Here is a 25,161-nt window from a genome sequence, read left to right as displayed (position 1 = left end):
CTTCCTCATTCAACCAGTTTATCACTTTTTTGGGGTGGGAGGTGAAAGTTATGATATTTGTCACTACCCATGTGCCGCCTTAAATCGTAACATACAACTTATCCAATATATGAGGTGAACTGGAATGACTGGATACAATTTATACGTAATTATCGCCGTAATAGCAGCCTTGGTATTGTGGAGAAGGACGCGAAGCATGTATCGCCCGATAAGAGGCAAAGGCCTTCGTCTGTTGATCCCGATCTTATTCATGCTTCCCGGCTTGTCGCTGATCGCGAACCAGAACGTCGACGTACCCGGCTGGGAATTCGGGGCCGCCTTCGGACTCGGCATTCTATTCTCGATCCCGCTGATTTGGACAACGAATTACGAGGTGAGAGAGGACAACCAGATTTATACCCAGAAGAACTGGGGATTTATCGCGGCCTTCCTGGGGGTGCTCATTGTTCGCTTCGTGCTTCGTCAGGAATTATCCGGCATGGATCCTCAGAGCTTGATGGCGCTCTTCATAACGGTCGTATTCGGCTATGTGCTCCCGTGGCGGATCGTATCGTTCATCAAATTCCGCCGCCTGGCGAGACAGCAATCCTACTAATACCTCGCCATCACAGCAGTCTCTATTAGCGTGCCAACAGACAGCCGATCAGTTGATCGGCTGTCTGTTGGCGTGCATCCATAAAGCGGCAGACGAGGTATCTCACGTCGTCCGCCCCGCCTGCACATGCTTCAATTGAGCTACACCCGCTATAGAGCGGCACGCCGAGCAGCTTCGTATTAGCATGATCGATCCGCTACTTGTATCATCGATAGGCACCTCGCCGTCGAGCAGCCGATTTTTCGTAATCCTTTCTTTATTTCGTCTGCTCCTCCATACTGACGATTACTTTGCCGATCGCGCCGCCTTCTCCGAAATACCTAAGGGCTTGGGCGGCTTCTTGCAATGAGAACAGCCGATCGATGACCGGTCTGACTTGGCCCGTCGCGACCAAGTCCCTCCAAATCGACTGATCGTGATGATTGGGTTTATGTACGAGTACTTTGACGTTCTTCCGCTCCAGCCGTTCCGACACCGGACCTGCCAATGCGGCCTGAAGGATGCGCGGCATTGGGCCGCCGACCATGACGTACGTACCATCCGTGGCGAGCGCGCGTTTGATCGCCCGGATCGAACGGTTGCCGACCACGTCGAGGATGAGATCGTATTGCCGGCCGCTGGCGGTGAAATCCGCTTTCGTATAATCGAGCGCATGATCTGCCCCGACGGCGCGCAGCGTCTCCAATTTCTCGGATTTGTCCACGCCCGTCACTTCCGCCCCGTGCAGCTTGGCATATTGGATGCCGAACGTGCCCACGCCGCCGCCGGCACCGTTGATCAGCACGCGATGACCTTCGCGCAGTTTCCCTAGATCGCGCAATCCTTGCAAGGCGAGGACGGCCGCTTGCGGAATGGCCGCAGCCTGTTCGAAGCTGATTCCTGCCGGCTTCAAGGTCAGCGCTTCCTCGTTGGCGCATACATACTCGGCGAATCCGCCCCACCCACAGCCGGACAGGTCGCCGAACACCTCGTCGCCCGGGCGAAATCTCGTCACGGCCGTGCCGACGGCCACGACGCGCCCGGCAATGTCCGCGCCCAACGTACGGTAACGGGGACTACGCCAACCGCCGAGCCGGGTAATAAAAGGTTTGCCGCGCAGCAGATCCCAATCCCAGGAATTGACCGATGCGGCGCGGACCGCGATCAGCGCTTCATGGTCCCGCGGTTTCGGGATGTCCACCTCCTCCAAGCGGAGGACGTCGGGAGTTCCGTAGCGCTCGTATACTAGCGCTCTCATGGTGCCTGCCGCCGGTGTCGCTTGATGTCCATTCGTCGTCAGCTCGATCTTCATGAACAGCCTCTTTTCTTTTTTGGATTGGTTCATCGCTGCAGCTTATTGCAATCGGTCGCCTTATCCTACGGATATGCAGCAGCTTCTCAAACAGGTATGACTCCATTCTATACGGCAGGCAACCAGGCTAGCATTCATTTTGCGGCACACGAGGTGCAAGAGAATGGAAATTCGCTCCACGCCCCCATGATTGTACCGTATAATAGAGGTTAAAAAAGGCGCTAAGCCGTCGGAATCAAGAGGATCATTCCGGGCTTGAAGGAGAAGCAATGACGATGAGCGATAAAAGCGGCGGGCTCGTCCCCGCGAAGCGGGAGGTCGGGCGCCATGACGGCGAGACGGCGCGGGCCAATCGGCCTAACGCCGGACAGACGGCGCAAGGCGGGGCGGCGTCAATCTTAACGATGCAGCGCATGGCGGGCAACAGCGCGGTACGTCAGATGCTTGCGCTTCAGCGCCGGGCAGACGAGCCGCGGCAAGCGGCGGCTCTCGCGCTTCCGGTCATCCAACGGCATCGCGAGCTGCAGAGCCTTGGAGGGGTGGCGCTCGATTTGGCGGGCGGGGATGTCGAGAAGGCGGGACATCTTGGCCACTTTCTGCAAGCGACCGGCTTCAACTACGAGATCGCCTGGTGGGCTGCTTCCCAGGACGATCTGGATGCGGAAGGGTTATTCAAGCTGTGCGCTTACTTGGTGAAGGAGCGTCCGAATTACGATTGCGCCGATCCGGATCTGCTAGAGAAGGCGCGCGACATCTACATGCAGCAGGGCCGGGATCTAGCCAGGGCGAGCGAAGTCTTGAACGAGCTAGCGCTGTATGGATTCCGGGAGGATACGAAGCAGCAGGTCGAGGAAGGGGCCGAGAAGCGGAAGAACGACGCGTTGGTCACCAGGGAGCAAGGAATCGACGTGAAGGCCGATCAGGACGTGGCGGCGAAGATCGCGAAGTTCAAAGAGGGGCGGGAGAAGAAAATCTCCAGCATCTCGGGCGATAAAGTTAGTCTTGTTGCCAAAGCCTCTAAAACGGATCAGACCGCCAAGAAGAAGTTGGATGGCGAGATTAAGACCGTCCGCGAGAGTGTCGCAACGGATAAAGAAAAGGCACAGTCCGAAGCCGAAACCGATAAACAAAAGGAAATCGAGGCGGCGAAGCGGTTCCTGCAGGACGAGCAGCAAAGCAAGGAAGCGCACGAGGCGCTGCAAACGGCCGGCGGCAATCCGGACATGGCCCGTCAGCTTATCCGGCTGTACAAGCACAAGCCGACCCACGGCGATGCGGCGGCGCTCACCCAGCTCGTGCTCCAGCATGCGGGAGATCACGCAGTCGCGGCCAAGCATATTGACTGGCTGACGGACATGACGGCAGGGAACGTACTAACGCTGGAGAAAACGATTCGCCTGTACGGCTACTTGCGTTCTCTTCCCGCCGTACCGGGGCCGTTCGTTCAAGCCGTCGCGGGACAAGCGTCGGCGTATGACGGTCCGAAACTGGAAGCGGTTCTGGACCTCTATCGGACCGCGCCCGATGAGCTGACCCATCTGGCAGAGGTTGTGAAGAATACGTCGGCCGATCCCGTTGTCCTGCAGATAATGGGGGCGTTCATCGCTTCCAAGCTGGCGGACAGCGTGAAGGTATGGGCGATCGCGCAGACCGCACAGCTCGGCGAAGCGCATGTCGCCGGGATGGTCGACATTTTAAGTCAGAAAGGACAACAAGCGGCTGCCGGGGAATCGCTGCTGCGGCTTCCTTCGCTCAAGCTGGAGGACGTGATTGACTTTGCCCGAGGCAAAGTCAACACCGACACGCTGTGGGCGTTGCAGCAGATGAAGCCGGGCGATTTGACGGATGCGGCGGCTATTATGGGACTGATGGGGACGGTCAAGGAGCTGGATATTCTGGAACAGCTGCTTCAGCTCCAGCCGGACCGCGACCGGTTGCGGGACGATCTGCTTCCGCTGCAAGGCGCGAAAGGGAGCAAGCTGCTGACGCTCTACCAGAAGGCGCCGATCACCGATCCGGCGATGGTAGCTGACCTGTCGAAGCTCGACCCGTCGCTGCACGTCCAGCCGATGCTGGATGGCGGCGTGCCTTCGGCCGCCGTGCAAGGGTACTTGAACGCAGGGTGGAAGCCGGCGCAGCTCGCCTCCATGTGCCAAGGGCTGACGCCGGTCGAGACGGCGAATCTGATGACGTACGCCAATCCGCTGAGAGCCGCGATCCAGACGCTCATGACGACCCACAAGCAGGATGGCGGGGTTGCCAGCCGGATGAAAGCGCAGAATATCCTGGCGACGGAGACGAATGCGCTGCTCGCGTTCGCGGACCGAAGCGGCGTTGGGGCGGTCCAGGCTATCGGGAAAGGATGGACGAGTCCGCTTGGGTTCGAAGAAATCTCTGACGAGCGCATGCGGCATTTCATGTACCGTCACCGGTATCAGACATTCGACTTCATGGATATCAAGGCGTACAACTCGATCTGGCCGAGTGCCAAATCGCCGGACGACGTGCTGGGGCATCTGCGTCATACGCTCGGAAGACTGAAGGACCTGCATTTCAAAGCTCCATTCGCCGGGGATCGGACGGGACAGGCTGCGGGCAGCGGTTTGACGGCTACGATCGGTCCGGCGAAGGGCAGCAACTATGTGATCGGGCGCTACTATCCGGACGGCGGCGCCAACGTGAAGAACTTCACGGGCGCGAATATGAGGCGGTTCGCGGATGCGCTCGACATCAAACATAATTAATCGGCAGCGGCGTTAACCGCCGCCGAAATCACAAAAGCAGCACGTCCCATCAGTGGGAACGTGCTGCTTTTTGTCGCGCATTGTAGTGATTACCCCTTCACCGCGCCTGCGGTCATGCCGTCGATGAAGTACTTCTGGAACATGACGAATAGGATGAAGATCGGGATAATGGAGAAGAACGAGCCGACGACGAGCAGATCGTAGTTGTTGCCGTACGGCGTCAGCAGCGTCTTCAGCCCGATCGGCAGGGTGAACTTGGCCGGATTGCTCAGCACCATGAACGGCCATAGCAGGTTATTCCAGCTGCCCATCGCATTCAGAATGCCCATCGCCGCGAAAGCCGGCTTCATGACGGGCAGGATGAGACGGAGGTAGATGCCGTATTCGCTGGCGCCGTCGACCCGTCCGGCGGCGATCATCTCCCTTGGCACCCCGAGCAAGTACTGTCGGAAGAAGAAGATCGTCGACGCGTTCGCCAGGCCCGGCAGGATGATCGCCGAGTACGTGTTCATGAGGCCGAGGTTGAAAATAAGCCGATACAGCGGAAGCAGCAGGATTTCGAACGGCACCATCATGATCATGAGCACGCAGATGAACAAGAACGTCTTCCCTTTGAATTCGTAGGCCGAGAAGCCGTACGCGACGGTGGCGCTAATGAACAGCGTGAGCGCGACCTGCACGATCGTCAGCAGCATGGAATTGAAGAACCACGTGAAATAATCGTTGTTTCCCGAGAACAAGAAGGTATAGTTGTCGAGACTCATAACGGAGAAATCCAGCTTGAGATTCAGGCCGTAGCGGATGAGCTCCTTGCCCGGCTTGAACGACGCGAGCGCGATGGCATAGAACGGCAGCAGCACCAACAGGCTGAGCGGGACGAACAAGACGAGCAGGAGGATTTTGTTAAGGCGCGCGCTTCGTTCCATGTTACGATTCCTCCTTCTTGAACAGCCCGGACAGCGCCAGCTGCGTCAGGTTGATGACCATCGTCACCAGCAGCAGCACGAGGCCGACCGTCGCCGCGTAGCCGAGGTTATTCTTCTCGATCCCTTGCCGGTACAGATAGCCGATGATCGTCAGGCCAATGTTCTGCGGCGAGTTATTGCCATTCCATAGCATGAGGCTCTCGACGAACATCGCCATGCCTGCATAGATGCTGATCGTCAGGACATAGACCGTCGTCGGCTTGAGCAGGGGAATCGTAATAAAACGGAATTTCTGGAATGTGGACGCCCCGTCGATCGAAGCTGCTTCATAGTAATCCTCCGGGATGTTCTTCAATCCGGCCAGGAAATACAGGATGTTCACGCCCATCCAGCGCCAGGTCGCCAGCGACAGCAGGGCGACGAAGCCGGTCGTATGCCCCTTCAGGAACTTGATCGGCTCGAGGCCGAACAGGCCGAGCAGACTGTTGATCAGCGAGCCTTCCATCTCCCCGAACATGAGCCGGAAGATCGTGCCGGCCACGACGACGGAGGTCAGCGCCGGGAAGAAGAACACCGATTTGAACAGCTCGCGGCCCCACATGAATTTGGCGTTGATGAGGACGGCGAACAGCATCGGGAACGGGATGAGGATAACCAAGGTTAACGCCGTATACGTGACACTGTTCATGACGGCCTTGAGGAACATCGAATCGTCGATCAGCTTGGCGTAATTATCGAAGCCGACCCATTGCGCGGACTGCCCGAGCATGACCTTCTGGAAGCTCATTTCGACGGAGCTTGCGAGCGGATAGAACCAGAAGACCAGGAAGATGAGCACGAACGGCAGGACGAACACGTAGGGCGCCACCTTTTGCGAATAGAGAAAGTTCTTCAGCACGACGCTGCCCTCCTTGCGAATTTGAAAATAAAGCTACCCTGAAGTGCCAGGGTAGCCGGGGATGATGCCGGGAAGCTGCGGAAGCGACGCTTCGCGAGCGCGGCTGCGTAACCAGCATGCCTTACTTCAGCTGCTGCTCGATCTCGCTCTGCGCTTCGTTCAGCGCTTCGGTCACGTCCTTGTCGTTCTCGAAAATTTCGTTGAACGTCGTCGTGTTGATGACGTTGTTGATCGTCGGGGAAGCCGGCGTCGACTTGATGAGATTGATGCCGTCCTTAATTTCGTTCAAGACCTCGAACGGGTTGTTCTGGAAGTACTGCACGAACTTGTTGTCCTTGTTATGCGTCACGTCTTCCATCGCCCACACGTCCATGTTGACCGGGTCGAAGCCGAGCGTATTCCAAATGTTGATGTTCGCGTCGAGCGTCAGCTTCGCGAAGGCGAGGAAGTCTTTGGCCAACTGCACGTCCTTGGCCTGCTTCGTGACGACCGTGCCGGTGCCGCCGCCGCCGTAGGAGGTCGGCATGCCTTTCTCGATGACCGGAATCGGCGCGATCGCGATCTTGCCGCTCAGATCCGGCATGTAGTTGACGAAGCGGGACATGAACCAGAACGGCATCATGGCGCTCGCGTACTTGCCTGTGTTGAATTCGCCGTAAGCTTCCTCGGTATCCGGCTGGCCGCCCGCTACCGTGGCGAGAACGTTGCTCTTCTGAAGGTCTTTCAGAATGGAGAGGCCTTTGATCATCTCCGGGGAATTGACGATCGGCTTGCCGGAATCGTCCGTGAAGTCGGTGCCCTGCTGCGCGAGCATCATGGACGCCTGCCAGCCCGCGCTCGTATCCGCCGTTCCCATGTAGTTGCCAGTCTTCTCGTACACTTGAATGCCGGCCTTCTTGTAATCGTCCCACGTGACGATCGACTTGTAGTCGACGCCGGCAGACTCCAGAATTTCCGTGTTATAGAAGGCGACGGCGGCTCCGACGTGCGTCGGCAGCCCGTACACCGTGCCATCCTTCGTGTAGAGATCCAGCCTCGACTTGACGATCTTATCTTTGTACGGCTCCACGACATCGTTCAGCGGCTCGAGCTGCGGCGTGCCGTTCAGGAAGTTAGGGAACTTGCCGACCTCGATGTCTGAAATATCCGGTGCTCCTTGGCCGGTCTGCAAGGCAATGGACAGCTTATTGTGCATATCGTCGTAAGGCATGACCGAGACTTCCAGCTTGATTTGCCGGTCGGGATTGGTCTCGTTCCATTTCTTCAGCATCGATTGAAAGTGCTGACCGTGCAGCTCGACGAACGTCCAATACTTCAGCGTCGTGGCCTTTTCCCCGGCTCCGTCGTTCATGACGGACGTGGTCGCGCCCGTGGAAGAATTGTCGCCGCAGCCGATCAAGCCGGCCGCCATACTCAACATTGTCAAACCCATCAACCATTTCTTCATGCGCGAACCTCCCATTTTGGTCCAACCTGCTTGCGTTCTTGCCCGGATTACAAAGATGTAACACGGGGGAGCAAACAACCATCAGTTTAACAACAATGTTATTTAGTATTTCATTAATCCATTAGCGTTTGCCTTCATGCAATAATATAAGCGCTTTCAAAAAGGTTGTAAAGAGCTAATTTTGGTATAATATGTTAATGGTATTGAATATTAACGGGTTTAATTCGTATAAATATTAATCTATAGGTCGATGAGGCAGGTGGTTAGACATGCTTTCTGTCAGAAATCTTCAAAAATCGAGGGGGCGAGTAGGAGAGAGGAACTAGCGGATGTTCGGTCGTATATTCTTGCGCGGGCGGTGTAACTTTCTCCGCTCCTCCTTGCGTCTATCTTGGTACAACACCGCGATAGGGGGATGAGGGTGACGTTCTCGAAAGGCGAACCGATCCCGTATTCCGCGAGCTTGACGTACATCGGAGACGGGGATGCATTCACCGTTTGGGGCAGCCGTACGATTGTAGGTTTCCGGATTAGGGACGGTTTGGATTTCGATATGGAGGGCGCAAGCACGGCGGAGCTGATGGGAACGAGACTGCTGAAGAACGAGACCATGTTTATTCTCGTTGGACGAATCGGTTGTCGACAGTCATTACAACGAGAGCGTCTATACGACGATTACGGTCGAGTAAGGACGTTGAGATTCCATGAAAGTCCGCATACTCTCGTGCTTGCTCGCATAGTACGAACAAGTAAGTGATAGGATAGAAAATTGGGTGAAGCGATAGAAGGGGGAGGGCTCGGATGAAGGCCGTCGTCTATGAAAGATACGGATCACCGGACGTGCTGACGATGCGCGAGGTGGCAAAGCCTGTGCCCAAAGACAACGAGATTTTGATCAAAATCCATGCTACGACCGTATCGGCGGGAGATTGCCGAATGCGCAGGGCCGATCCTTTCGCGGCGCGTCTGTTCAATGGTCTGACGAAGCCGGTCCGCATCCGGACGTTGGTTTTCGAACTGGCGGGCGAGGTCGAATCGATCGGGAGCAAGGTTACCCGTTTCAAGGCGGGCGATCAAATTTTCGCTTCTTGCGGAATCCGATTCGGGGCTTATGCGGAGTACCGCTGTCTGCCGGAGGACGGCGTCATCGCGATGAAGCCCTCCAACTTGGACTACGGCGAAGCGGCAGCCGTGCCGATCGGCGGGGGAACGGCCTTGCGATTCCTACGCGCCGGCAACGTTCAGGCTGGTCAGCGCGTTCTGATCTACGGCGCGTCCGGCAGCGTTGGCACCTATGCGGTTCAGCTGGCCCGAGTATTCGGCGCGGAAGTCACCGCGGTATGCAGCACGGGCAACCTTGAGCTGGTGAAGTCGCTAGGAGCGAGCGCCGTCGTCGATTACACGACATCCGACTTTGCCGCACTCGGCGAGCGTTACGACCTGATCTTCGATACGGTGGGCAAAAGCCAGCTCGACAGCTGCATCCGGTCGCTGAAGCCCGGAGGGAGCTATCTTAGCGCGTTCAGCCTGGGGCTGTCCGCGATGAGGAGCCGTGTGCGGCTGCGTATGTCCGAAGGGAAGAAATTCCGGGCGTCGGCCGGGGGAGAGAAGGCGGAGGATCTGCGCTTGCTCAAGACGCTCCTGGAGTCGGGAGAGTTGCGCCCGGTCATCGATCGCCGCTACGCGCTCGAGCAGATCGTGGAAGCTCATCGTTACGTGGATGGCGGACATAAGAAGGGCAATGTTGTCATTCATGTTTAGCGTGGGAAGGGCTTGGGGGATGGCGGCCATGCGTCGCGTGACCAGCTCGGGGGCAGCCGATCGGATCGATCGGCTGCTTTTGCGCCGGGCGTGTACATCCTATCACTTCGAATTGACTGTCAAATGATGGGTTAGTATGATGGCAATGAATAGAATGGGGCATCATGGAAGACAGACGAACATGAAATCGAATATCGACAAACGCGCCAATGGGAGCTGATCGCATGTTTTTCGTCAATTCGCGTGCCATTATCGAGAGAACGATGAACGGATCGAGGGAGATTGTCGTACAGACGCGTAATAAACCGGGGGAAGCAGCCGCTATCGAACTGCCCGGCGGCAGAATCGAGCCCTATGAATCTTTCGTGGCGGCGTTGATCCGGGAAGTGAAAGAAGAGACGGGACTGGACGTGGTTGAGATCGAAGGCGAGGAGATGCGGGTGACGACGACCGGTATCGACCCCGGCTTCGAGGTGGAATGCCTCCGGCCTTACGGCGTCTACCAAACGCTGAACGGCCCTTTCGACTCCATCGGCGCCTACTTCCGCTGCAAAGCATCGGGCGAGATGCTCGCTTCGGGCGATGATACGAAGAACCCTCGCTGGGTTGCCGTAGAGGAATTAAGACGGATGATGGGGGAAGATCCGCTGCAATTTTCGAACGTGGACCGGGCGGGAATGTTGTTTTACTTGAACGATTTAGAACCGTGAATCGAACTAGGCGGTGATGAGATGAACCTCGCGAACAAAATCACAATCGCAAGAATCGGGTTGATTCCGCTCTTTATCTTGGCGCTTCAACCGTATCCGTCGTGGATGGCCGAGCGGATTGAATTGCTGCATGTCGTCAATCAGTACGGGTTGTATGCGGCGATTGCCATTTTCGTACTGGCCTCCGCTACAGATAAGGTAGATGGATATGTCGCGCGCAAGTACAATCAGATCACCAATCTGGGTAAGCTTCTAGACCCGCTCGCGGACAAGCTTCTGGTCTCGGCGGCTTTGATCATGATGGTTCAGCACGATATGATTCCTTCTTGGATCGCCGTCGTCATCATTGGCCGCGAAGCGATGGTATCGGGCATTCGCATTCTGGCTGCGGCTAAGGGAACCGCGCTTGCGGCGGACAACCATGGGAAAGTGAAGATGGTGCTCCAGGTCGTCGCGATCACGGCCGTGTTATTAGGAAATTTCCCGTTCTCGTATCTCACAAGCTTCCCCGTTGACCGCACGATCATGATGGCGGCCGTCGTGTTGACCGCATATTCCGGTTACAAGTACATGATCAACAATTATCGCAAGCTGCAATTGGAGATATAGGTGAAAGTCGACCGACTCTCCGGGCTAACGGGTTAGTTGAAGATAAGATAGAGGCAGCCAATCGCGTCGATCGGCTGTTTTTGCATGCTGCGGTTTTGAATGGACTGTAAAATAATGGATCAGTAAGATGACAAGGAATGGATTCTTTACTAGAAGTTTAAGGAGAACGCGCATGGACCCTCAAACCAGATCATTGTTCATGGACGAGCATGCCGCGGCAGGCGCCGCGCGATACGGTGTTCGTCCCGAGGAATTGACTTTCGTTGGCGGCTTTCAAAACTTTATTTATTCTTACGTTCGTGATGAAATGAAGTATATTTTGCGCTTCACCCCGAGCACCTTGCGCACGCCGGAAGGGCTTGCGGCCGAACTGGAATGGATTCGTTTCCTTTCCCGCCATGGCATGGCGCTTTCAGTTCCTATCCTCTCGGTCCACGGACAATCGGTTGAACGAATTCAGGGCATCACGGTGGATTTCTACGCAACCGCCTTTACCTATGCGCCCGGGCGTCGTATCGGATATCCGGAATGTTTGGACAATGGCATGCTATATGAACAATGCGGTCGTATGACCGGCCGCCTCCATGCACTGGCCAAGCGATACGAGCCTACGGCGAAGCGGCATACGTGGGAGCACAATGAATATATCCTGAAGGCGGGAAAGTATATCCCGGAGGAGCATCGTCCCGTTCTCGATGCCCTGGACGAACTACGAGGTGTCTTGGGTCGTCTACCGGTTACGGCTGATACTTACGGTCTGATCCATGGCGACATCAATGTGGGGAATTTCATGGTCGATGAATTGGGCGGGATTACGCTGTTCGACTTCGATGAATGTCAGTACAGCTGGTACGCCGAGGACATTGCCATCCAGCTCTACTATTTGCTGTACGTGTTTGGCGAAGATTCGAAATCCGAGCGGAAGGCGCAGTATGAGCTTTTCATGAAGCATTTCGAGCATGGGTACACGGAAGAGGGCCGTCAACTGCCCGAAGGCTGGAGAGAGCAGCTCGGGCTATTCCTCAGGCTGCGCGAAATTATCGTATTCGTCGGCATGCACCGCAGCTGGGATTTAAGGCAGCCTGACGATTGGACGCGCGATTTTCTGCGGGACAGCCGAATGCGAATCACGGCGGGCCTTTCGTTGATTGACGATTGCTGATCGTTTCATTGTTTACGAAAAATGTGTGAAGAACGTCGAGAACAATTAACATCCGGTGCGGAGTGTAACTACATCGTGACAAAAGGACATGACCTTTGTACCATAAAGAAGTGAAGGAAATATGCTAGAGAGGGTGTCTTAGGTGAAGTTAAAGAGGAGCAACAAATTAGCGGTTGTTCTGCTTGCCATGTTCATGCTCGTCCCATGGTCGCAGGCTGCCGCGGCCGAGATGTATACGTATAACTTCGACAAGATCGAAGTCGTGTACGCCGCGGAATTCAAGATGTACCCGACAGCGGCTGCGCAGGACCATTGGCTCACGCAGCTGGCGGGCGGGACGGACAAGCCGATCGAGGTTATGTATGGCATGGTGCATCTGTATAACGGAGAGCGTTTCATCGAAGAGCAGTTTATCAAAATGTCCGGTGAAGGCGGCTCCGAGCGTTTCTTGAGCAACTCGATGCGCAACGATTTCTACGATTCCGCCTACACGGTCAAACGTCAGACCTCCGTGCAATTCTGGTCGGGCAAAAAGCTGGAAGGCAAGGATGTCGTGAAGGACTTCGGCGAACCGCTCAAGTCGGTCACGCTCATCCAGTCGTTCGATCCGCAAGGCAACGTGACGGGCTTCCAGCTCAACGCGCAGCCGCTCGTTCAGAAGGGCACGGACTGGGACCCGTTCTCGAACTACGTCAGCACCTACTCCTCCGACCCGAACAGCGTTAATCAGGCAGGCACGATCAACGGCAAGCAAGTCGAATCCGAGCCTGCCCAACCGTCGACCGAGGAGCCGAAGAAGGAAGAACCGAAAGCCGGCGAGCAGCCGTCTCAAGCAATCGAGGCACCCAAAACGGAAGCGCCGTCGACCGGGACCTCAGAAGGTACAGGCAATGAAGCGGCGGAGCCTGAACAGATGAAGGGAGGGGCGTCGGCATGAAAAAGCAAGCAACAACGCTCTCCGTGATTGTCGCCCTGCTGCTTTTGCTCGCCACTTCTGCATTCGGGGATTCGGCCAGCCAGCAGAAGCAAGCCGATACGCTGAAGGCACTCGGCTTGTTCACCGGCACGGCGCAAGGCTACGAGCTGGATAAGGTCTTCACGCGCGCGCAAGGGACGGCGATGCTGCTTCGTCTCGCCGGTGAAGAGGACGATGCGAAGAAGGCAAACCTGAAGCCAGTCTTCGCCGATGTGAAGAGCACGCATTGGGCCGCCGCTTCGATTGCCTATGCTTACAAGCAGGGGTACGTACGCGGGGTGAACGACCAAAGCTTCGCGCCAGAGCGCCTGATGACCGGAAAGGAGTTCCTGACGCTAATGCTTCGGCTGCTCGGTTATCCGGACGCCGCGCCGCAGGTGACGACTGAGCTCGCGCAGACAAGCGGTCTCCTGCAGGCGGATGCGGCCGCAAGGCTAAGCGCGGCAAGTCCGTTCCTGCGCGGCCATATGGTCGAAATCGCGCACGCCGCTTTGCTTGCCAAGCCGTCCGGCAGCAGTCTGACGCTGCTCCAAACCCTAGTCGAGCAAGAAGGCGCGATTGATGCCGGAACGGCGGCTGCAAGCGGCTTGTACGTCAAGTCGTCGGCTCCTTCGACTTCGAAGGGTTCGGAGGGGCCCTACGTGCCAGCGCCCGGTACCGACCCGATGGACGCGATCGAGGAAGCGATCAAGCAGAAGCTGGGGTAATAAGGGAGGCGCGGCTGCTCTCAGGCCGCGCGGCCCAGTGAATGATAGCGAATAACCGCGCTTAACGAGAATGCAATGTCTATCGATTTGCAGAGACTCCCCTTCAGGCAGACAGGTAGAACCATCCAAACCTGCTGCAAGGAGGGGAGTTTTTAATAGGAAGTCTCGCTCGTTTCTTGTTCCTACAGGACGCTGGCTGCCATGCGCGCCCGTACAAGCAATTGGTGCACGCAATACATAATTTATGAGAGAGAGAGTGTGATACGCGTAGCGATATAACGGAAAGGAGGGATTATAAAGAATGAATGCTCCGAATGCTCCCTTGTTTTTAGTATACGGGTATAGTGGCGCTGGAAAGAGTACAACATTCACGAATGTCGGGCAAGCTTTGGGCCGAGGCTTCACGGTATACGATATGGATTTGATTGTCGTAAACGAGCAGTATCAAGAAGCTTGCAACAACTGGCTTTTGATCGCTTATATTAACTATCTCTGCGGGAATCATACGATCTTATTTGGTAGCGTGCCATACGGTTACAATCTAGAATTAAGCGAACACATTCTTTTGTTTAACCCTATTCATAAACTTCTTCTGCACTGCAATGAATCAACTCGAATTGAGCGCCTGACAGCTAGAGGAGGTTGGAGTGAGGAACTAATTCACAAGGGATTAGCTGCTTCTCGGGATCTGTATACTTCGGCGCTCGATTCCAATATTCCAATTATCGATACCACGAATACCCCGGTTCAGGACGTCGCCCACCAAATTAAGGAATGGGTGCTAAGCAAGGTTTAGATCATGCGCATCGCAGCTCGTTAAACGATCTGGGAAATGTAGTTCAACGATCCAGAAGCAGTTTGTCGCCGCGGCAGCTGCTTTTTTTTCATTCAGGCCTTTACTTCATGGCAGTGCATTCGTAGAACGATAGGACATTTTCAACGTACATCCCCAAAAACATACCGCTATCATGCTTACCAGGGTCCCTAGTATGCACACGCCGAACCACCCCGCCCATGAATAAATCCAGGTTGACGCTATTGCACCTGCTGCGCTTCCAAAGGAATAAAAGATCATGTACCCGGCGGTTAGCCTGCTCCTTGCTTCTGGACGAGCGCTTAATATCATGCTCTGATTCGTAACGTGAATCGCCTGCACTGCGAAATCCAACATAACGACCCCTATGATAAACAGCAACAAGGAATGCTGTAGTAACCCTATTGGCAGCCAAGAAAGCATTAACAGCAACAAAGCGATGCCAGTCGTCCGCTGTCCTAATCCCCGGTCTGCCAGTCGTCCCGCACTGCTGGCGGCCACGGCCCCCGCTACACCGGCAAGGCCAAACAATCCAATGACGCTGTGGCTGAACGAAAGGGGCGGGGAGCTCATCGGCAATACCATGGAGGACCATAAAATACTAAAGTCCGAAAATATGAAGAAGGCAAGTAATCCGCGAATTCTCAATAGCGGTAATTGAACGAATAAATCTTTCATGGAGCTGAGCATGCTCCGATACGTGCTTTGACTAGGCGGACGCCGTGTAGCGGGTGTAACGGTTAGGAATAGACAAGCCACGCAGATCATGATTACTGCTGTGACTATATATACGGACCGCCATCCGGCCAAATCCGCTAAGGTGCCCGAGAAGGTACGGCCCAATAGAATCCCTACTACGATTCCGCTCGTAACGACACCAATGGCCCGGCCACGACTGTGGAGCGGCGCTCGATTAGCGGCAAGTGCAACAAGGACTTGTGCTACTACAGCCTGGGACCCAACCATTCCCATGCCGGTGAACAGAAACAAAGTATTCGAAGCTAACGCAACGATACTTAAAGCGATCGTTATCATCACCAACATCCCGGTTACAAGCTTGCGTGGGTCAAGCAAATCCCCTAGGGGAACGAGGAAAAATAGCCCAAGCGCATAACACAACTGGGTGACGGTTACCAGCGTGCCGATAATCGTGCTCTTGATGCCAAATTCTAAAGCCATCGCGTCAAGCAAAGGTTGGGAATAATAGACCGTGGCTACAGCCGATCCGCAGATGACCGCATACAGTAAAAGCGCTGCGCTCGAAAGTTGAGCTTGTGACTCTATGGAATGCGAACGGAGCTTTGAGGAACTTGACATTGGAAGGCCTCCTTTTACTTTACCGAACGGTATGTTATTATTGAGTCTAATTAACCCATAAAACAGCGAGAGTGTCAACGGCATCTTGATCTTTATGGACGTTTTTACTATCATATTTATTGTACCAAAAGGTATTGTATTCAGGAGGCAATTATGGCTAGAAATCGCGAGTTCGATGAACAAAAGGCATTAACGGAAGCCATGCATGTTTTTTGGGAAAAAGGGTACGAAGCTACCTCGCTAAGCGACTTAACCTCTCGCATGGGCATTCAGAAGCCTAGTTTATATGCTGCGTTCGGAGACAAATTGTCTTTGTTTGAATCCGCGCTTCGTAACTATAACCAATTGCATGCTAAATTCGTTCGCTTGAAGCTCAACAAAATGACTAGCGTCAAGACTGCTTTCAGGCTCCTATTTCTGGAAGGGGCATTTCCTGAAGGACCGCATGAGCGGAATGGCTGCTTCTGCATCAATACAATGGTGGAGTTGGCTCCGCACGACGCGAAGTTTGAAATTTTAACACGAGAGCATCAACAATATTTGGCGGCGATATTTGAAGAGACGCTTGAACGGGGAGTAACCTCCGGAGAGATCGATGGATCGGTCCACTGCCGAGCAATCGCTCATTCCCTTGTGGCGGCTTTTATCGGAATAACCGTTTTAAGGAAATCTAATCCTAATCGGGAATGGATCGAGAACTGCATCCATTCCGCGCTGTCGTTACTCCCAACGCCCCCGCGTACGTCGTTCAGCCCGCTCGAAGAACGTTCATGAACATAAACAAGGGCAGCCGGAGATGGCTGCCCTTGTTTCGTTCAATATGCTGCCTCACATACCCTATATAAGAACGGGGTTCATGCGGATTATGTTTTGCCAATTCAAGACCCTCTTCGCGCCTCAGCCTCGATCGTCGCTTTCATGACCTGCGCTCCGCGGTCTAAGCGAGCTTGAATTTCCGCCGATAGTTCTGCCGGGAGGAAATCGGTGATCCACACCAGCTTGCTGGACGTTTGATCGTTCGAGAATACCTGGAACGATGCGTGGTGATGCAGCAGCGGCATGCTTCCTTCCACGACCGCGTAGGCCATTCGACGCTCCGCATCATCGATGGACACGATGTACTCGCGCGCCTTGCCGCCTTGAGGGAAGATAAGCGTTCGTTCGTGGCCATCCATCCGCGTATCCAAGGTATAGACGGGAACCAGACGGTGATGCACGGCGCCGACATCGCTAACCGCATCCCATACTTGTTCGGGCGAGGCGTCGATCAAGATTTCTTTTCGAATCGTTGGCAAAAAATCACGCTCCTTGCGCCCATTATATACCAATCACGGGCTACCTGTCGTGAGCCAAAATGTTGACCAGCTTGCCAAAAGGATCGCGGACATAAAAGCGTCGTACGCCCCAAGGCTCGTCCGCCGGTCCGTATTCGACCTTGAAGCCGGCGCTCCGCATCCGTTCGAACGCTTCGTCGACGTCGTCGACCTCGATCGACAGATCCGGCACCGGCGTGTCCGAACCCCCCTGCGAGGCGAAGCTGATTTGCACGTTCATCGTCTCGTCGGAGCCATAGGTGCCGATCCAGCCGTGATCCATGAGCAGCTCGAGGCCGAGCGCTATATTCAACCTTCATTTCGCAAAAAAAAGCAGACCGCCATGCGATCTGCTTCACTCCGCTAGCTGTTCTCCGATCCGCGCTCATCGTTCCCCGTTCCCGCACGTTCGGCTTGGAGCACGCGGTCCCACAGCCGCCGCGCATAATCCGCGAGCGCGAGCGACTGCCGCCACCGGTCGTTCAACTCGATCCCATCTTCATTCGTGATGGCATAAGGCGGCGGTCCTAGCTCAGGAACGAACAGGAAGGCGCGGCCGTCTCCGTCCATGCCTCGCTCCAGCCATCCGCGCATCGCGCTCTCCCACCATCGGCCGTAATGGGCGAGCATCGGATGCTCCTCGGCGGCGAAGCAGCCGACCTGAATCTGCTCGCCGTTCGAGACCCGGCCGTGCACGCAATCCGCGCGCGACAGCAGCAGGCGGAATAGCGTCTGCGCTTCTTCGGGAATGCGGAGCATCTCGCCAGCGAGTATATAATGCGAGAAGTCGGCGGTCAGCCGCAGTCCGGGAATGCGCCGCACGTATTCGGCGGTCCGGATCAGATCCTGCGTGATCGTCCCCCGGTGAGTCTCCACGTTAACCGGCAGTCCGTACTCGCCGGCGAGCGTCGCGATGCCTTCGAGCAGGCGGCTCGCGTCATCTCCGGTCGCGAAAGGCGTCATGACCTGTACGTTCACCGCGCGGATGCCGCCGAAGTCAGACGCGCGCGCCAATTCTTCCCGCAAGTCATTCACGGAAGACGGGTAAGCGTTCACGCTCAGCGACAGCCCATAGCGGTCCAGCAGGTCGCGCCAAGCGGCGGCTTCGCCTGGCTTCGGCACGAAAGCGTCGATGCCATCGAAGCCCGCCTCCGCGATCATTCGGAATTTCTCTTCCATGGCCAGCTCCGGTCCGTGCGTCCGAAGATGGTTCATCCCCCACCAGGACATGTGAACGCCGAGGCTTGCGCCGCCGTTAGTGATAAGCTGGTGTCTCAATGCCGCATGGCCCCCCGTCCGGATTCGTCTCGAGCGTCAGCGCCGTGCCGTCCGCGCGGTAGAGCGGGTTGTACCAATGCGAGATTTTCGTCGCGCTCACGTTGGCGTAGTGGGAGATGAAGGCGCGGCGGAACCGGTCGGTCGTCCGGTTGCGGTACGAGCCGTGAATGAGATTGCCGTTGAAGAACAGAATATCGCCCGGTTCCATGACCGCGGGGATCGGCTTCTCTTCCTTCGGCGGCTTCACGTAGTGGGTCGTGAACGACTCGCGGGAATCGGATACCTCCGGGCAGACGATGTCGTATGTGTTCGTCTTCGGCACGAGGAGCATGCAGCCGTTGTCCTCGTCGCACCGGTCGATCGCCGCCCAAGCCGCGATGCAGTTCCCCGGCTCCACCTTCAAATAGAAATTATCCTGATGCAGCGCTTGCCCGCGCGAACCGGGCGGCTTGTAATAGAACATGCTTTGCGCGGCGAGCGCCTCTTCGCCGTAGAGATCCTCCAAGATGGCGAGCACGCCTGGATGCAGCATGTATTTCTTGCTGACCGCATCGAAGCGGTGCGGGTGCATCACGCGCGGATAACGCTTCAGCGGGTCGTCAGCCGCGCCGGACAGATCCGGCTCGAAGAAGCCCGGCACGGGCTGGGCGCCGATCGCCTCGAACGTTCGTTTGATTTCGTCCACTTCATCTTCGCTCCACAACCGGCGCACGATCAGATAGCCTTCCTTCTCGAAGCTCGCCAATTGTTCGTCCGTCAATACTCTTAACGATCGCGTCATTGTCCATCTCTCCTCTTGTTTGCTTAAGCTTAGTGTAGCGAGCCGAGGTGGATAGCAGAAGTCGCATTCATGCACATTAGTGGTTGGATTCTGCTGCGTCGGTAGACAACGGGGGGCCAAATGAGTATGGTAGTAACAATAATGAGCTTAACGGATATGGCGCGATTCTGTCATGCCGTGAGCAGCGATGCGCGTTAGCCCTTCCCCTAGACCAAGGCCAAGTTGGACGAGGCTTGACGGAGAGGCCGACATCAAACGAAAACGAGAAGGAGTAAGGTCACGATGAAGGCAATCGAACCGAGCAGCGGCATTGTGACAGGGCATTTTCGCGAGACGGATGCGTATGCGGTGGCGCGGCCAGCCGGAAGGGCGGACTGGCTGCTCGTCTACACGCTGGCAGGCGAAGGGTACTTCCGGACGGCGGTCAATGAGCAGCGCTGCGCGGCGGGCGAGCTCGCGCTGCTTCGCAAAGGGGCGCCGCACGAGTACGGGACGTGCGCCGGGCAGACCTGGAACTTCATGTGGGCGCATTTCCCGGGCGTGCCGGAGACCGCGCTGCTGCCGGAGACGGAGCTCTTGATCGCCCGGCTGCCAGCCGGCGTTATGCAGCGGCGGGCGCTGCGCGCCTTCCGGTCCGTGCTGTCCGATGCCCGCGTAGGCGGTGCCTTCTGGGAGGAATTGTGCCTCAATCAGCTGAGCGGGCTGCTCCTCCTCATGGCCGGCCAGCTCGCGGACAGGCTGGACCCGCGGGTCAGCCGGGTGATCCGCCTGTTGTCGGCGCATATGCAGGAGCCGCTGACAATCGAGGAGTTGGCCGCTCGCGTCGGACTGTCGGCCTCCCGGCTGTCGCATCTGTTCAAGGCCGAGACCGGGAGGTCGATCGTCGAGACGCTGAATGGCATGCGGCTCGAGCAGGCGGCGCTGCTTATGAAGCAGGCGGGACGGACGGCGACCGAGGCGGCTTACGACGTCGGCTTCATGAGCTATAACCATTTCGCCGCCTTGTTCCGTCGGCACTTCGGCTGCGGCCCTGCGGAATACCGGCGCCAAAGCTGAGGTCCGGGGAGCCGCCCTTGCAAACGTTCCCAAACTTGCGAGGATCGTACGATTTTTCGTCGGATAAATGCTACGGGTCGGCGTGGCGATTCCCCTATAGTCGAAGCATACAAGGCCGGGTGAAGCTTGGGCCGGATCATGCGCGAGAGGGGCTGTATGCAGGTGGAGCATACGATTCAAGCAAGAGGCATACGCAAGGAGATTTATCCGTCGACGCTGCGATTGGGCGGCGCGAATCCCGAAGGGGACGAGATCGGGTTTACGAATTATTACATGGAGCTGAGCGGCGGACCGTATTTCGCGATCTGCGGCGAGTTCCATTATGCCCGGTATCCGCACGATCAATGGGAGACCGAGATCCGCAAGATGAAGATGTCCGGCATCAACGTCATCCCGACGTATATCTTCTGGAACCATCACGAGGAAGAAGAAGGCCGCTTCGACTGGGATGGCGACCGCGATCTGCGCGCGTTCGTCGAGCAGTGCGGAAGGAACGGCATGTACGTGATTTTGCGCATCGGCCCCTTCTGTCATGGAGAAGTCCGCAATGGCGGGCTGCCCGATTGGCTGTTCGGCCGGGCGTTCGACGTCCGCTCCAACGATGAGGGTTATCTGCGTTACGTGAAGCGGCTGTACGACGAGATCGGCCGTCAAGCCGCAGGGCTCATGTTCAAGGACGGCGGGCCGGTTATCGGCATTCAGCTGGAGAACGAGTTCAATGCGTCTGCCGCCTTGTGGGAGCTGACCGCCAAGCAGGGAGACGAGTATTTGAGCGGGGGCAGCGGCGGGGAGGCGCATATTCTTCGCTTGAAGGCGATGGCAGCGGAAGCGGGGCTCATTGCTCCGATCTATTCCATCACGGGATGGGGCAACGCCCCCGTGCCGACAGATGAAGTGCTGCCGCTCTATGGCGGCTACGCTTATACGCCGTGGACGATTACGGCGCAGCAGCGCGAGCAGCAGCCGACGGGCGAATATTTGTTCACGCGCTATCACGATAACGCCGCCCAAGCCCGGGACTTCAACCCGCCGTATCCGAAGGAAAGCTATCCGTTCGCCTGCTGCGAGATGGGGGGCGGCATGCAGACATGGTACTTGGACCGGTTCCAGGTGGAGCCGGAGAGCGTCGCGGCTATGAGTCTGGTCAAAATCGCGAGCGGCTGCAACTTCATCGGCTACTACATGTTCCACGGCGGCACGAATCCGGTCGGCCGTACGGGCTACTTGAACGAGAGCTCGACGCCGCGGATTACGTACGATTTCCAAGCGCCGATCGGCGAGTTCGGGCAAATCCGGTCTTCCAACCATCTGCTGCGGCCGTTGCATTATTTCCTGCAGCGGTTCGGCGGTCGGCTGGCCCCGATGGCGACCCGGCTCCCGGACGGGGCGGATAGTCTTGTCCCGGAGGATACGGAGTCGCTGCGGTATGCGCTTCGCACGGATGGCCGATCCGGCTTCCTGTTCGTGAACAACTATCAGGATCATGCCGAGATGGCGGAGCAGGCCGATATCCGCCTCGCCGTGGAATTGGAGGAGGAGACGATCCGCTTCCCGCGCGGCAAGTCGTGGTCGATCAGGCGGAACGCCTCGTTCTTCGTGCCGCTGCATATGGACCTGGACGGACTTGACCTGATCAGCGCCTCGGCTCAGCCGGTGACCGAGCTGGAATCGAATTGCGTTCGCACGTACTTCTTCCTCATGCCGAAAGGAATCGACGGGGAGTTCGTGCTGGACGGCGCGTCCATCGTCTCGATCGAGGCGGAAGCAGGCCAAGCGGAGCGCGATCCGGACGGCGCTTACCGCGTCACGGTGCCGCATGAGACGTCCGGCATGATTCGTATCCAGCGCGCCGAAGGGGCGGAGGTTCGCATCTATGCGATGGAAGCTGGCGAAGCGGCCATGCTGTGGGAGATGGAGCATGAAGGCGAGCGGCGGATTCTGTTCTCGGCAGAGGCGATGATTCCCGCGGAGGGGGGACTGGCTTGGTTAGGCGGCGGGAGAAGCGAGGCTTCCTTTCGGGAATATGTCCCTGCACGGGATGACGAACCGAAGTGGTTCCCGGCGAAGGAGAACCGCGCCGCATCAGCGGAGCGGCAGGGGTGGTTCATGACCTATACCGCCGCTGCCCCAGACGCGGCAATCGCCCTGGAGGTGAAGCGAATCCACGATCACAAACTCGTGGTCGTTTTGCCGACCGACGCGCTCGATGAGGTGGATGATGTTATACTCCGTATTTCGTACACGGGCAATGTCGGCTATGCATTCTCAGGCGGGCAGCTCATCCATGACAATTTCTATAACGGGGCGCCATGGGAGATAGGGCTGTCGCGGTTCCGTAACCGGCTGCCGGACGGGGAGCTCGTGCTGGAGACGACGCCGCTGCGCGATGGTCCGGCGGTCTTCGCGCCCGATGCCGAGATGGCGGAGCGGCAATCGGAAGGCAAGGCGGTCGCGAAGTTCCATAGCGTGACGGCCGAGCCGGTGCGCCGGTTGGAATGGCAGCGGGCGACGCGATAGCCGGGCGAGGTTATGGCAGGGTAGGAGATAGAGCAGCAAGGAACAGCATCGCCTCGGCGCGGCTGTTCCTTTTTTTTTGGGCGTGGCGGACGGGGCGATCGACTTGGCGATGTGCTGCAGCGTAGGCTGCTATTGCGTTCATCCTGCCTGGATTTATAATGGATACAGTTGTCTGATCATGGAGCAAAACTTTGTTTCGCCCGGAGCCGCCTTCCGGCGCATCCGGCAATCGAGCACGGAGGTGACGGAATATGAGAATGGCCGAAGTAAGCGCCAAGTTCGGCATCCCGCAGGACACCTTGCGATACTATGAACGAATCGGACTGCTGCCTCCCGTGAACCGCAATCCAAGCGGGATCAGGGAATATACGGAAGAGAACCTCAAGTGGGTCGAGTTCGTAAAATGCATGCGGCAAGCCGGACTGTCCATCGAAGCGCTATCGGAATACGTAGGACTATTCCAGCAAGGCGATCAGTCGATGAACGCGAGGAAGGATCTGCTAACCGAGCAGCGGGCGCAGCTCGCAGTCCGGGTAGAGGAGATGACGAAGACGTTGGAGAGATTGGACCACAAGATTGCGTCCTACGAGCAGCATCTGAGCGAAATCGAAAGAAACCTGCATGCGTCAGAGCGTGAAGCTGCCATATAGAGGGCATTACCGCACAGCCCGATCTCGTCGGTGAACATGCCGCGTAGAGGCGAAGACGTTCATCAACCAGCCGTCGCGAATAGAACGGTATAGCAAAAGCGCTTCACGCGGGCAAAGCCTCGCGCGAAGCGCTTTGTCGTTGTGGCGGCGGAGGCCGTGGGGAGACCGGGAGACGTGCAATCACCTCTTGCGCTTCCCGCTCCCCAACCTTCCGCTCCACCACAGTCTATCTGCGGCCGATTCGCTTAATGTCCGCTCTCAACGGCATCGACATGGCTAAGATGCTTGCGGTTGACGGCCAAGTAGATGACCGCCAAGACGACGAAGGCGCCGCCGACGATGAACGGCATATGCGGATTGAACCACTCGGCCAGCTTGCCGGCGAGGAAAGGCGCGATCGCGCCGCCGATGAAGCGCAGGAAGCTGTACGCTGCCGAAGCAGTCGGGCGTTCGACGGGCGCGGCGTTCATAACCGCCGTCGTAATGAGCGTGTTGTTATTGCCGAGGAACGCGCCGGCGATGATGACGGCCGTAATGAGCACCGCCTTGTCCGTCGTCCAGATCGCCATCACGAACAGCGTCGCCGCGAACAGCAGCAGCTGCACGAGCATGGAGGAAATCGTGCCGTACCGCTTCTGGAGCTTCGGCGCCATGAATACCGATGTGAATGCGAGCATCAATCCCCATCCGAGGAATACGTAGCCCAGCTGGTGTTCATCAAGTCCTAACTTACCCAGGACGAGCGCAGCGTATACGAGCAGGGTGAAAAATCCGAAATTGTACAGCGCGGCTGCAATGCCGAACGTGCGCAAGGCGCGGAATTTGAGCGCCCGGAACGGGTCCGCGAGCGAGGCTTTCGCCTTGCGCGGAGCGACAGCCGGTCTTGGCATCACAATCGCGATCAGCAGGAAGGCCAGCACCATGAGGCCGGCGACGCCGAAGAACGGCCCCCGCCAGGAGATTGCGCCCAGCTCGCCGCCGAGCAGCGGGCCGACGGAAATACCGAGGCCGACGGCGACCTCGAACAGAATGATCGAACGGGCGACGCCGGTTCTGGAGAGGGAGACGATTGCCGACAGCGCCGTGGCGACGAACAGCGCGTTGCCGAGCCCCCAGCCGCCGCGCAGCCAGACGAGACTCCATATACCGTTGGACATCCCGCCAAGCGCGGAGAAAATAGCGATCAGCACGATGCCCGTCATCAGCGTCCCTTTCGCCCCGAGCCGGGAGGAGATGACGCCCGTAATGAGCATTGCGACCGCCATGACGGCGTTATAGCTGGTGAACAGCAGCGTCACGTCGCTGTGCGACGCATGCAGCTTCTCGGCAATTGCCGGCAGAATCGGGTCGACCAGACCAAGACCCATGAAGGCGATGATGCTGGCAAAGACGACGGCCCAGACCGCCTTGGGCTGGCTGAGCATGCTGACGGGCTTCGCCTGTTGGGCGGAGACGGCCGCCGTTTGCGCTTGATTTGCGGTGGAAGAAGACATGAGTGCAGGACCCCTTTATTTGAAATGGACGTGCGATCGTTATCGAAGATGAGATTAATTATAGGGGAGCGGTATTATATTGTATAATACATGTTAAACTATCGTTCGATAGACTG

At 57.0% G+C, this 25,161-nt stretch carries 23 protein-coding genes; 13 read left to right on the top strand and 10 right to left on the bottom strand.

Translation table 11 applies throughout. The features are described from left to right. Positions 1 to 124: 124 nt before the first annotated feature. On the top strand, positions 125 to 595 hold the full coding sequence (locus ACFFSY_RS23500) for a CcdC family protein (protein WP_377498678.1): 471 nt from the start codon (positions 125 to 127) through the stop codon (positions 593 to 595). Positions 596 to 851: 256 nt separating this feature from the next. Here ACFFSY_RS23500 and ACFFSY_RS23495 read toward each other — a convergent pair whose 3' ends face one another. Further along, positions 852 to 1,886 (bottom strand): NAD(P)-dependent alcohol dehydrogenase, encoded by a 1,035-nt coding sequence (locus ACFFSY_RS23495; RefSeq protein ID WP_377498676.1) that lies wholly within the window; start codon positions 1,884 to 1,886, stop codon positions 852 to 854. Between the two features lie 275 nt (positions 1,887 to 2,161). On the opposite strand from ACFFSY_RS23495, the gene ACFFSY_RS23490 reads away from it, so the two are divergent. Beyond that, positions 2,162 to 4,630 carry a hypothetical protein gene (locus tag ACFFSY_RS23490; protein ID WP_377498674.1) on the top strand — a complete coding sequence of 823 codons (2,469 nt, stop codon included), beginning with the start codon at positions 2,162 to 2,164 and terminating at the stop codon, positions 4,628 to 4,630. An 89-nt stretch (positions 4,631 to 4,719) separates the two neighbouring features. Here the strand turns inward: ACFFSY_RS23490 and ACFFSY_RS23485 are convergent, their stop codons facing one another. From ACFFSY_RS23485 to ACFFSY_RS23475, 3 genes are all read right to left on the bottom strand, one after another. Beyond that, on the bottom strand, positions 4,720 to 5,556 hold the full coding sequence (locus ACFFSY_RS23485) for a carbohydrate ABC transporter permease (RefSeq protein ID WP_377498672.1): 837 nt from the start codon (positions 5,554 to 5,556) through the stop codon (positions 4,720 to 4,722). 1 nt (position 5,557) lies between these two features. After that, complete coding sequence (locus ACFFSY_RS23480) at positions 5,558 to 6,454, bottom strand: carbohydrate ABC transporter permease (RefSeq protein WP_377498670.1); 897 nt, start codon at positions 6,452 to 6,454, stop codon at positions 5,558 to 5,560. Positions 6,455 to 6,575: 121 nt separating this feature from the next. Then, entirely contained in the window at positions 6,576 to 7,901 is a 1,326-nt protein-coding gene (locus ACFFSY_RS23475) for an ABC transporter substrate-binding protein (RefSeq protein ID WP_377498668.1), read from the bottom strand. An 801-nt stretch (positions 7,902 to 8,702) separates the two neighbouring features. Here ACFFSY_RS23475 and ACFFSY_RS23470 point away from each other — a divergent pair. The 7 genes from ACFFSY_RS23470 (at position 8,703) to ACFFSY_RS23440 (ending at position 14,622) form a co-directional block, all read left to right on the top strand. Next, positions 8,703 to 9,662 (top strand): NAD(P)-dependent alcohol dehydrogenase, encoded by a 960-nt coding sequence (locus ACFFSY_RS23470; protein WP_377498666.1) that lies wholly within the window; start codon positions 8,703 to 8,705, stop codon positions 9,660 to 9,662. Positions 9,663 to 9,886: 224 nt separating this feature from the next. Further along, complete coding sequence (locus ACFFSY_RS23465) at positions 9,887 to 10,372, top strand: NUDIX hydrolase (RefSeq protein WP_377498664.1); 486 nt, start codon at positions 9,887 to 9,889, stop codon at positions 10,370 to 10,372. Between the two features lie 21 nt (positions 10,373 to 10,393). Continuing rightward, a complete protein-coding gene (gene pgsA / locus ACFFSY_RS23460) occupies positions 10,394 to 10,981 on the top strand; it encodes a CDP-diacylglycerol--glycerol-3-phosphate 3-phosphatidyltransferase (protein ID WP_377498662.1) in 588 nt (195 codons plus the stop codon). A gap of 172 nt (positions 10,982 to 11,153) precedes the next feature. After that, positions 11,154 to 12,143, top strand: coding sequence for a phosphotransferase enzyme family protein (locus tag ACFFSY_RS23455; RefSeq protein WP_377498660.1), 990 nt, complete (start codon positions 11,154 to 11,156; stop codon positions 12,141 to 12,143). Between the two features lie 142 nt (positions 12,144 to 12,285). Next, positions 12,286 to 13,080, top strand: a complete 795-nt coding sequence (locus tag ACFFSY_RS23450; RefSeq protein ID WP_377498658.1) for a hypothetical protein — start codon at positions 12,286 to 12,288, stop codon at positions 13,078 to 13,080. After that, positions 13,077 to 13,826 carry an S-layer homology domain-containing protein gene (locus ACFFSY_RS23445; RefSeq protein ID WP_377498656.1) on the top strand — a complete coding sequence of 250 codons (750 nt, stop codon included), beginning with the start codon at positions 13,077 to 13,079 and terminating at the stop codon, positions 13,824 to 13,826. Before ACFFSY_RS23450 ends, ACFFSY_RS23445 begins: the two co-directional genes overlap by 4 nt. Positions 13,827 to 14,127: 301 nt before the next feature. After that, entirely contained in the window at positions 14,128 to 14,622 is a 495-nt protein-coding gene (locus ACFFSY_RS23440; protein WP_377498654.1) for a hypothetical protein, read from the top strand. A 105-nt stretch (positions 14,623 to 14,727) separates the two neighbouring features. On the opposite strand, the gene ACFFSY_RS23435 is transcribed toward ACFFSY_RS23440, so the two are convergent. Next, positions 14,728 to 15,957, bottom strand: a complete 1,230-nt coding sequence (locus ACFFSY_RS23435; RefSeq protein ID WP_377498652.1) for an MFS transporter — start codon at positions 15,955 to 15,957, stop codon at positions 14,728 to 14,730. A gap of 153 nt (positions 15,958 to 16,110) precedes the next feature. Between ACFFSY_RS23435 and ACFFSY_RS23430 the strand changes: the two genes are divergently transcribed. Then, entirely contained in the window at positions 16,111 to 16,731 is a 621-nt protein-coding gene (locus tag ACFFSY_RS23430; protein WP_377498650.1) for a TetR/AcrR family transcriptional regulator, read from the top strand. 104 nt (positions 16,732 to 16,835) lie between these two features. Here ACFFSY_RS23430 and ACFFSY_RS23425 read toward each other — a convergent pair whose 3' ends face one another. The 4 genes from ACFFSY_RS23425 to ACFFSY_RS23410 form a co-directional block, all read right to left on the bottom strand. Then, the gene (locus ACFFSY_RS23425; RefSeq protein WP_377498648.1) at positions 16,836 to 17,252 is read right to left on the bottom strand and encodes an SRPBCC family protein; all 417 of its coding nucleotides are present in this window, start codon (positions 17,250 to 17,252) and stop codon (positions 16,836 to 16,838) included. Between the two features lie 40 nt (positions 17,253 to 17,292). Further along, positions 17,293 to 17,553 (bottom strand): VOC family protein, encoded by a 261-nt coding sequence (locus ACFFSY_RS23420; RefSeq protein ID WP_377498833.1) that lies wholly within the window; start codon positions 17,551 to 17,553, stop codon positions 17,293 to 17,295. Between the two features lie 80 nt (positions 17,554 to 17,633). Continuing rightward, positions 17,634 to 18,548, bottom strand: a complete 915-nt coding sequence (locus ACFFSY_RS23415) for a sugar phosphate isomerase/epimerase family protein (protein WP_377498646.1) — start codon at positions 18,546 to 18,548, stop codon at positions 17,634 to 17,636. Beyond that, positions 18,526 to 19,329: a phytanoyl-CoA dioxygenase family protein gene (locus ACFFSY_RS23410; RefSeq protein ID WP_377498644.1), complete on the bottom strand. Its 804-nt coding sequence runs from the start codon at positions 19,327 to 19,329 to the stop codon at positions 18,526 to 18,528. Before ACFFSY_RS23410 ends, ACFFSY_RS23415 begins: the two co-directional genes overlap by 23 nt. A gap of 282 nt (positions 19,330 to 19,611) precedes the next feature. Between ACFFSY_RS23410 and ACFFSY_RS23405 the strand changes: the two genes are divergently transcribed. The 3 genes from ACFFSY_RS23405 (at position 19,612) to ACFFSY_RS23395 (ending at position 23,552) form a co-directional block, all read left to right on the top strand. Continuing rightward, positions 19,612 to 20,385: an AraC family transcriptional regulator gene (locus tag ACFFSY_RS23405; RefSeq protein ID WP_377498642.1), complete on the top strand. Its 774-nt coding sequence runs from the start codon at positions 19,612 to 19,614 to the stop codon at positions 20,383 to 20,385. A 162-nt stretch (positions 20,386 to 20,547) separates the two neighbouring features. Next, positions 20,548 to 22,902 carry a beta-galactosidase gene (locus ACFFSY_RS23400; protein WP_377498640.1) on the top strand — a complete coding sequence of 785 codons (2,355 nt, stop codon included), beginning with the start codon at positions 20,548 to 20,550 and terminating at the stop codon, positions 22,900 to 22,902. A gap of 251 nt (positions 22,903 to 23,153) precedes the next feature. Then, positions 23,154 to 23,552, top strand: coding sequence for a MerR family transcriptional regulator (locus tag ACFFSY_RS23395; RefSeq protein ID WP_377498638.1), 399 nt, complete (start codon positions 23,154 to 23,156; stop codon positions 23,550 to 23,552). 245 nt (positions 23,553 to 23,797) lie between these two features. Here ACFFSY_RS23395 and ACFFSY_RS23390 read toward each other — a convergent pair whose 3' ends face one another. Then, the gene (locus ACFFSY_RS23390; RefSeq protein ID WP_377498636.1) at positions 23,798 to 25,045 is read right to left on the bottom strand and encodes an MFS transporter; all 1,248 of its coding nucleotides are present in this window, start codon (positions 25,043 to 25,045) and stop codon (positions 23,798 to 23,800) included. Positions 25,046 to 25,161 lie beyond the last annotated feature (116 nt).

The organism is Paenibacillus aurantiacus, assembly GCF_042431225.1.
In the GTDB taxonomy this organism is placed as follows: Bacteria; Bacillota; Bacilli; order Paenibacillales; family Paenibacillaceae; genus Paenibacillus_Z; species Paenibacillus_Z aurantiacus.
The sequence above is the reverse complement of the archived record's forward strand: the minus strand, read 5'-3'. Positions and strand labels throughout refer to the sequence as shown.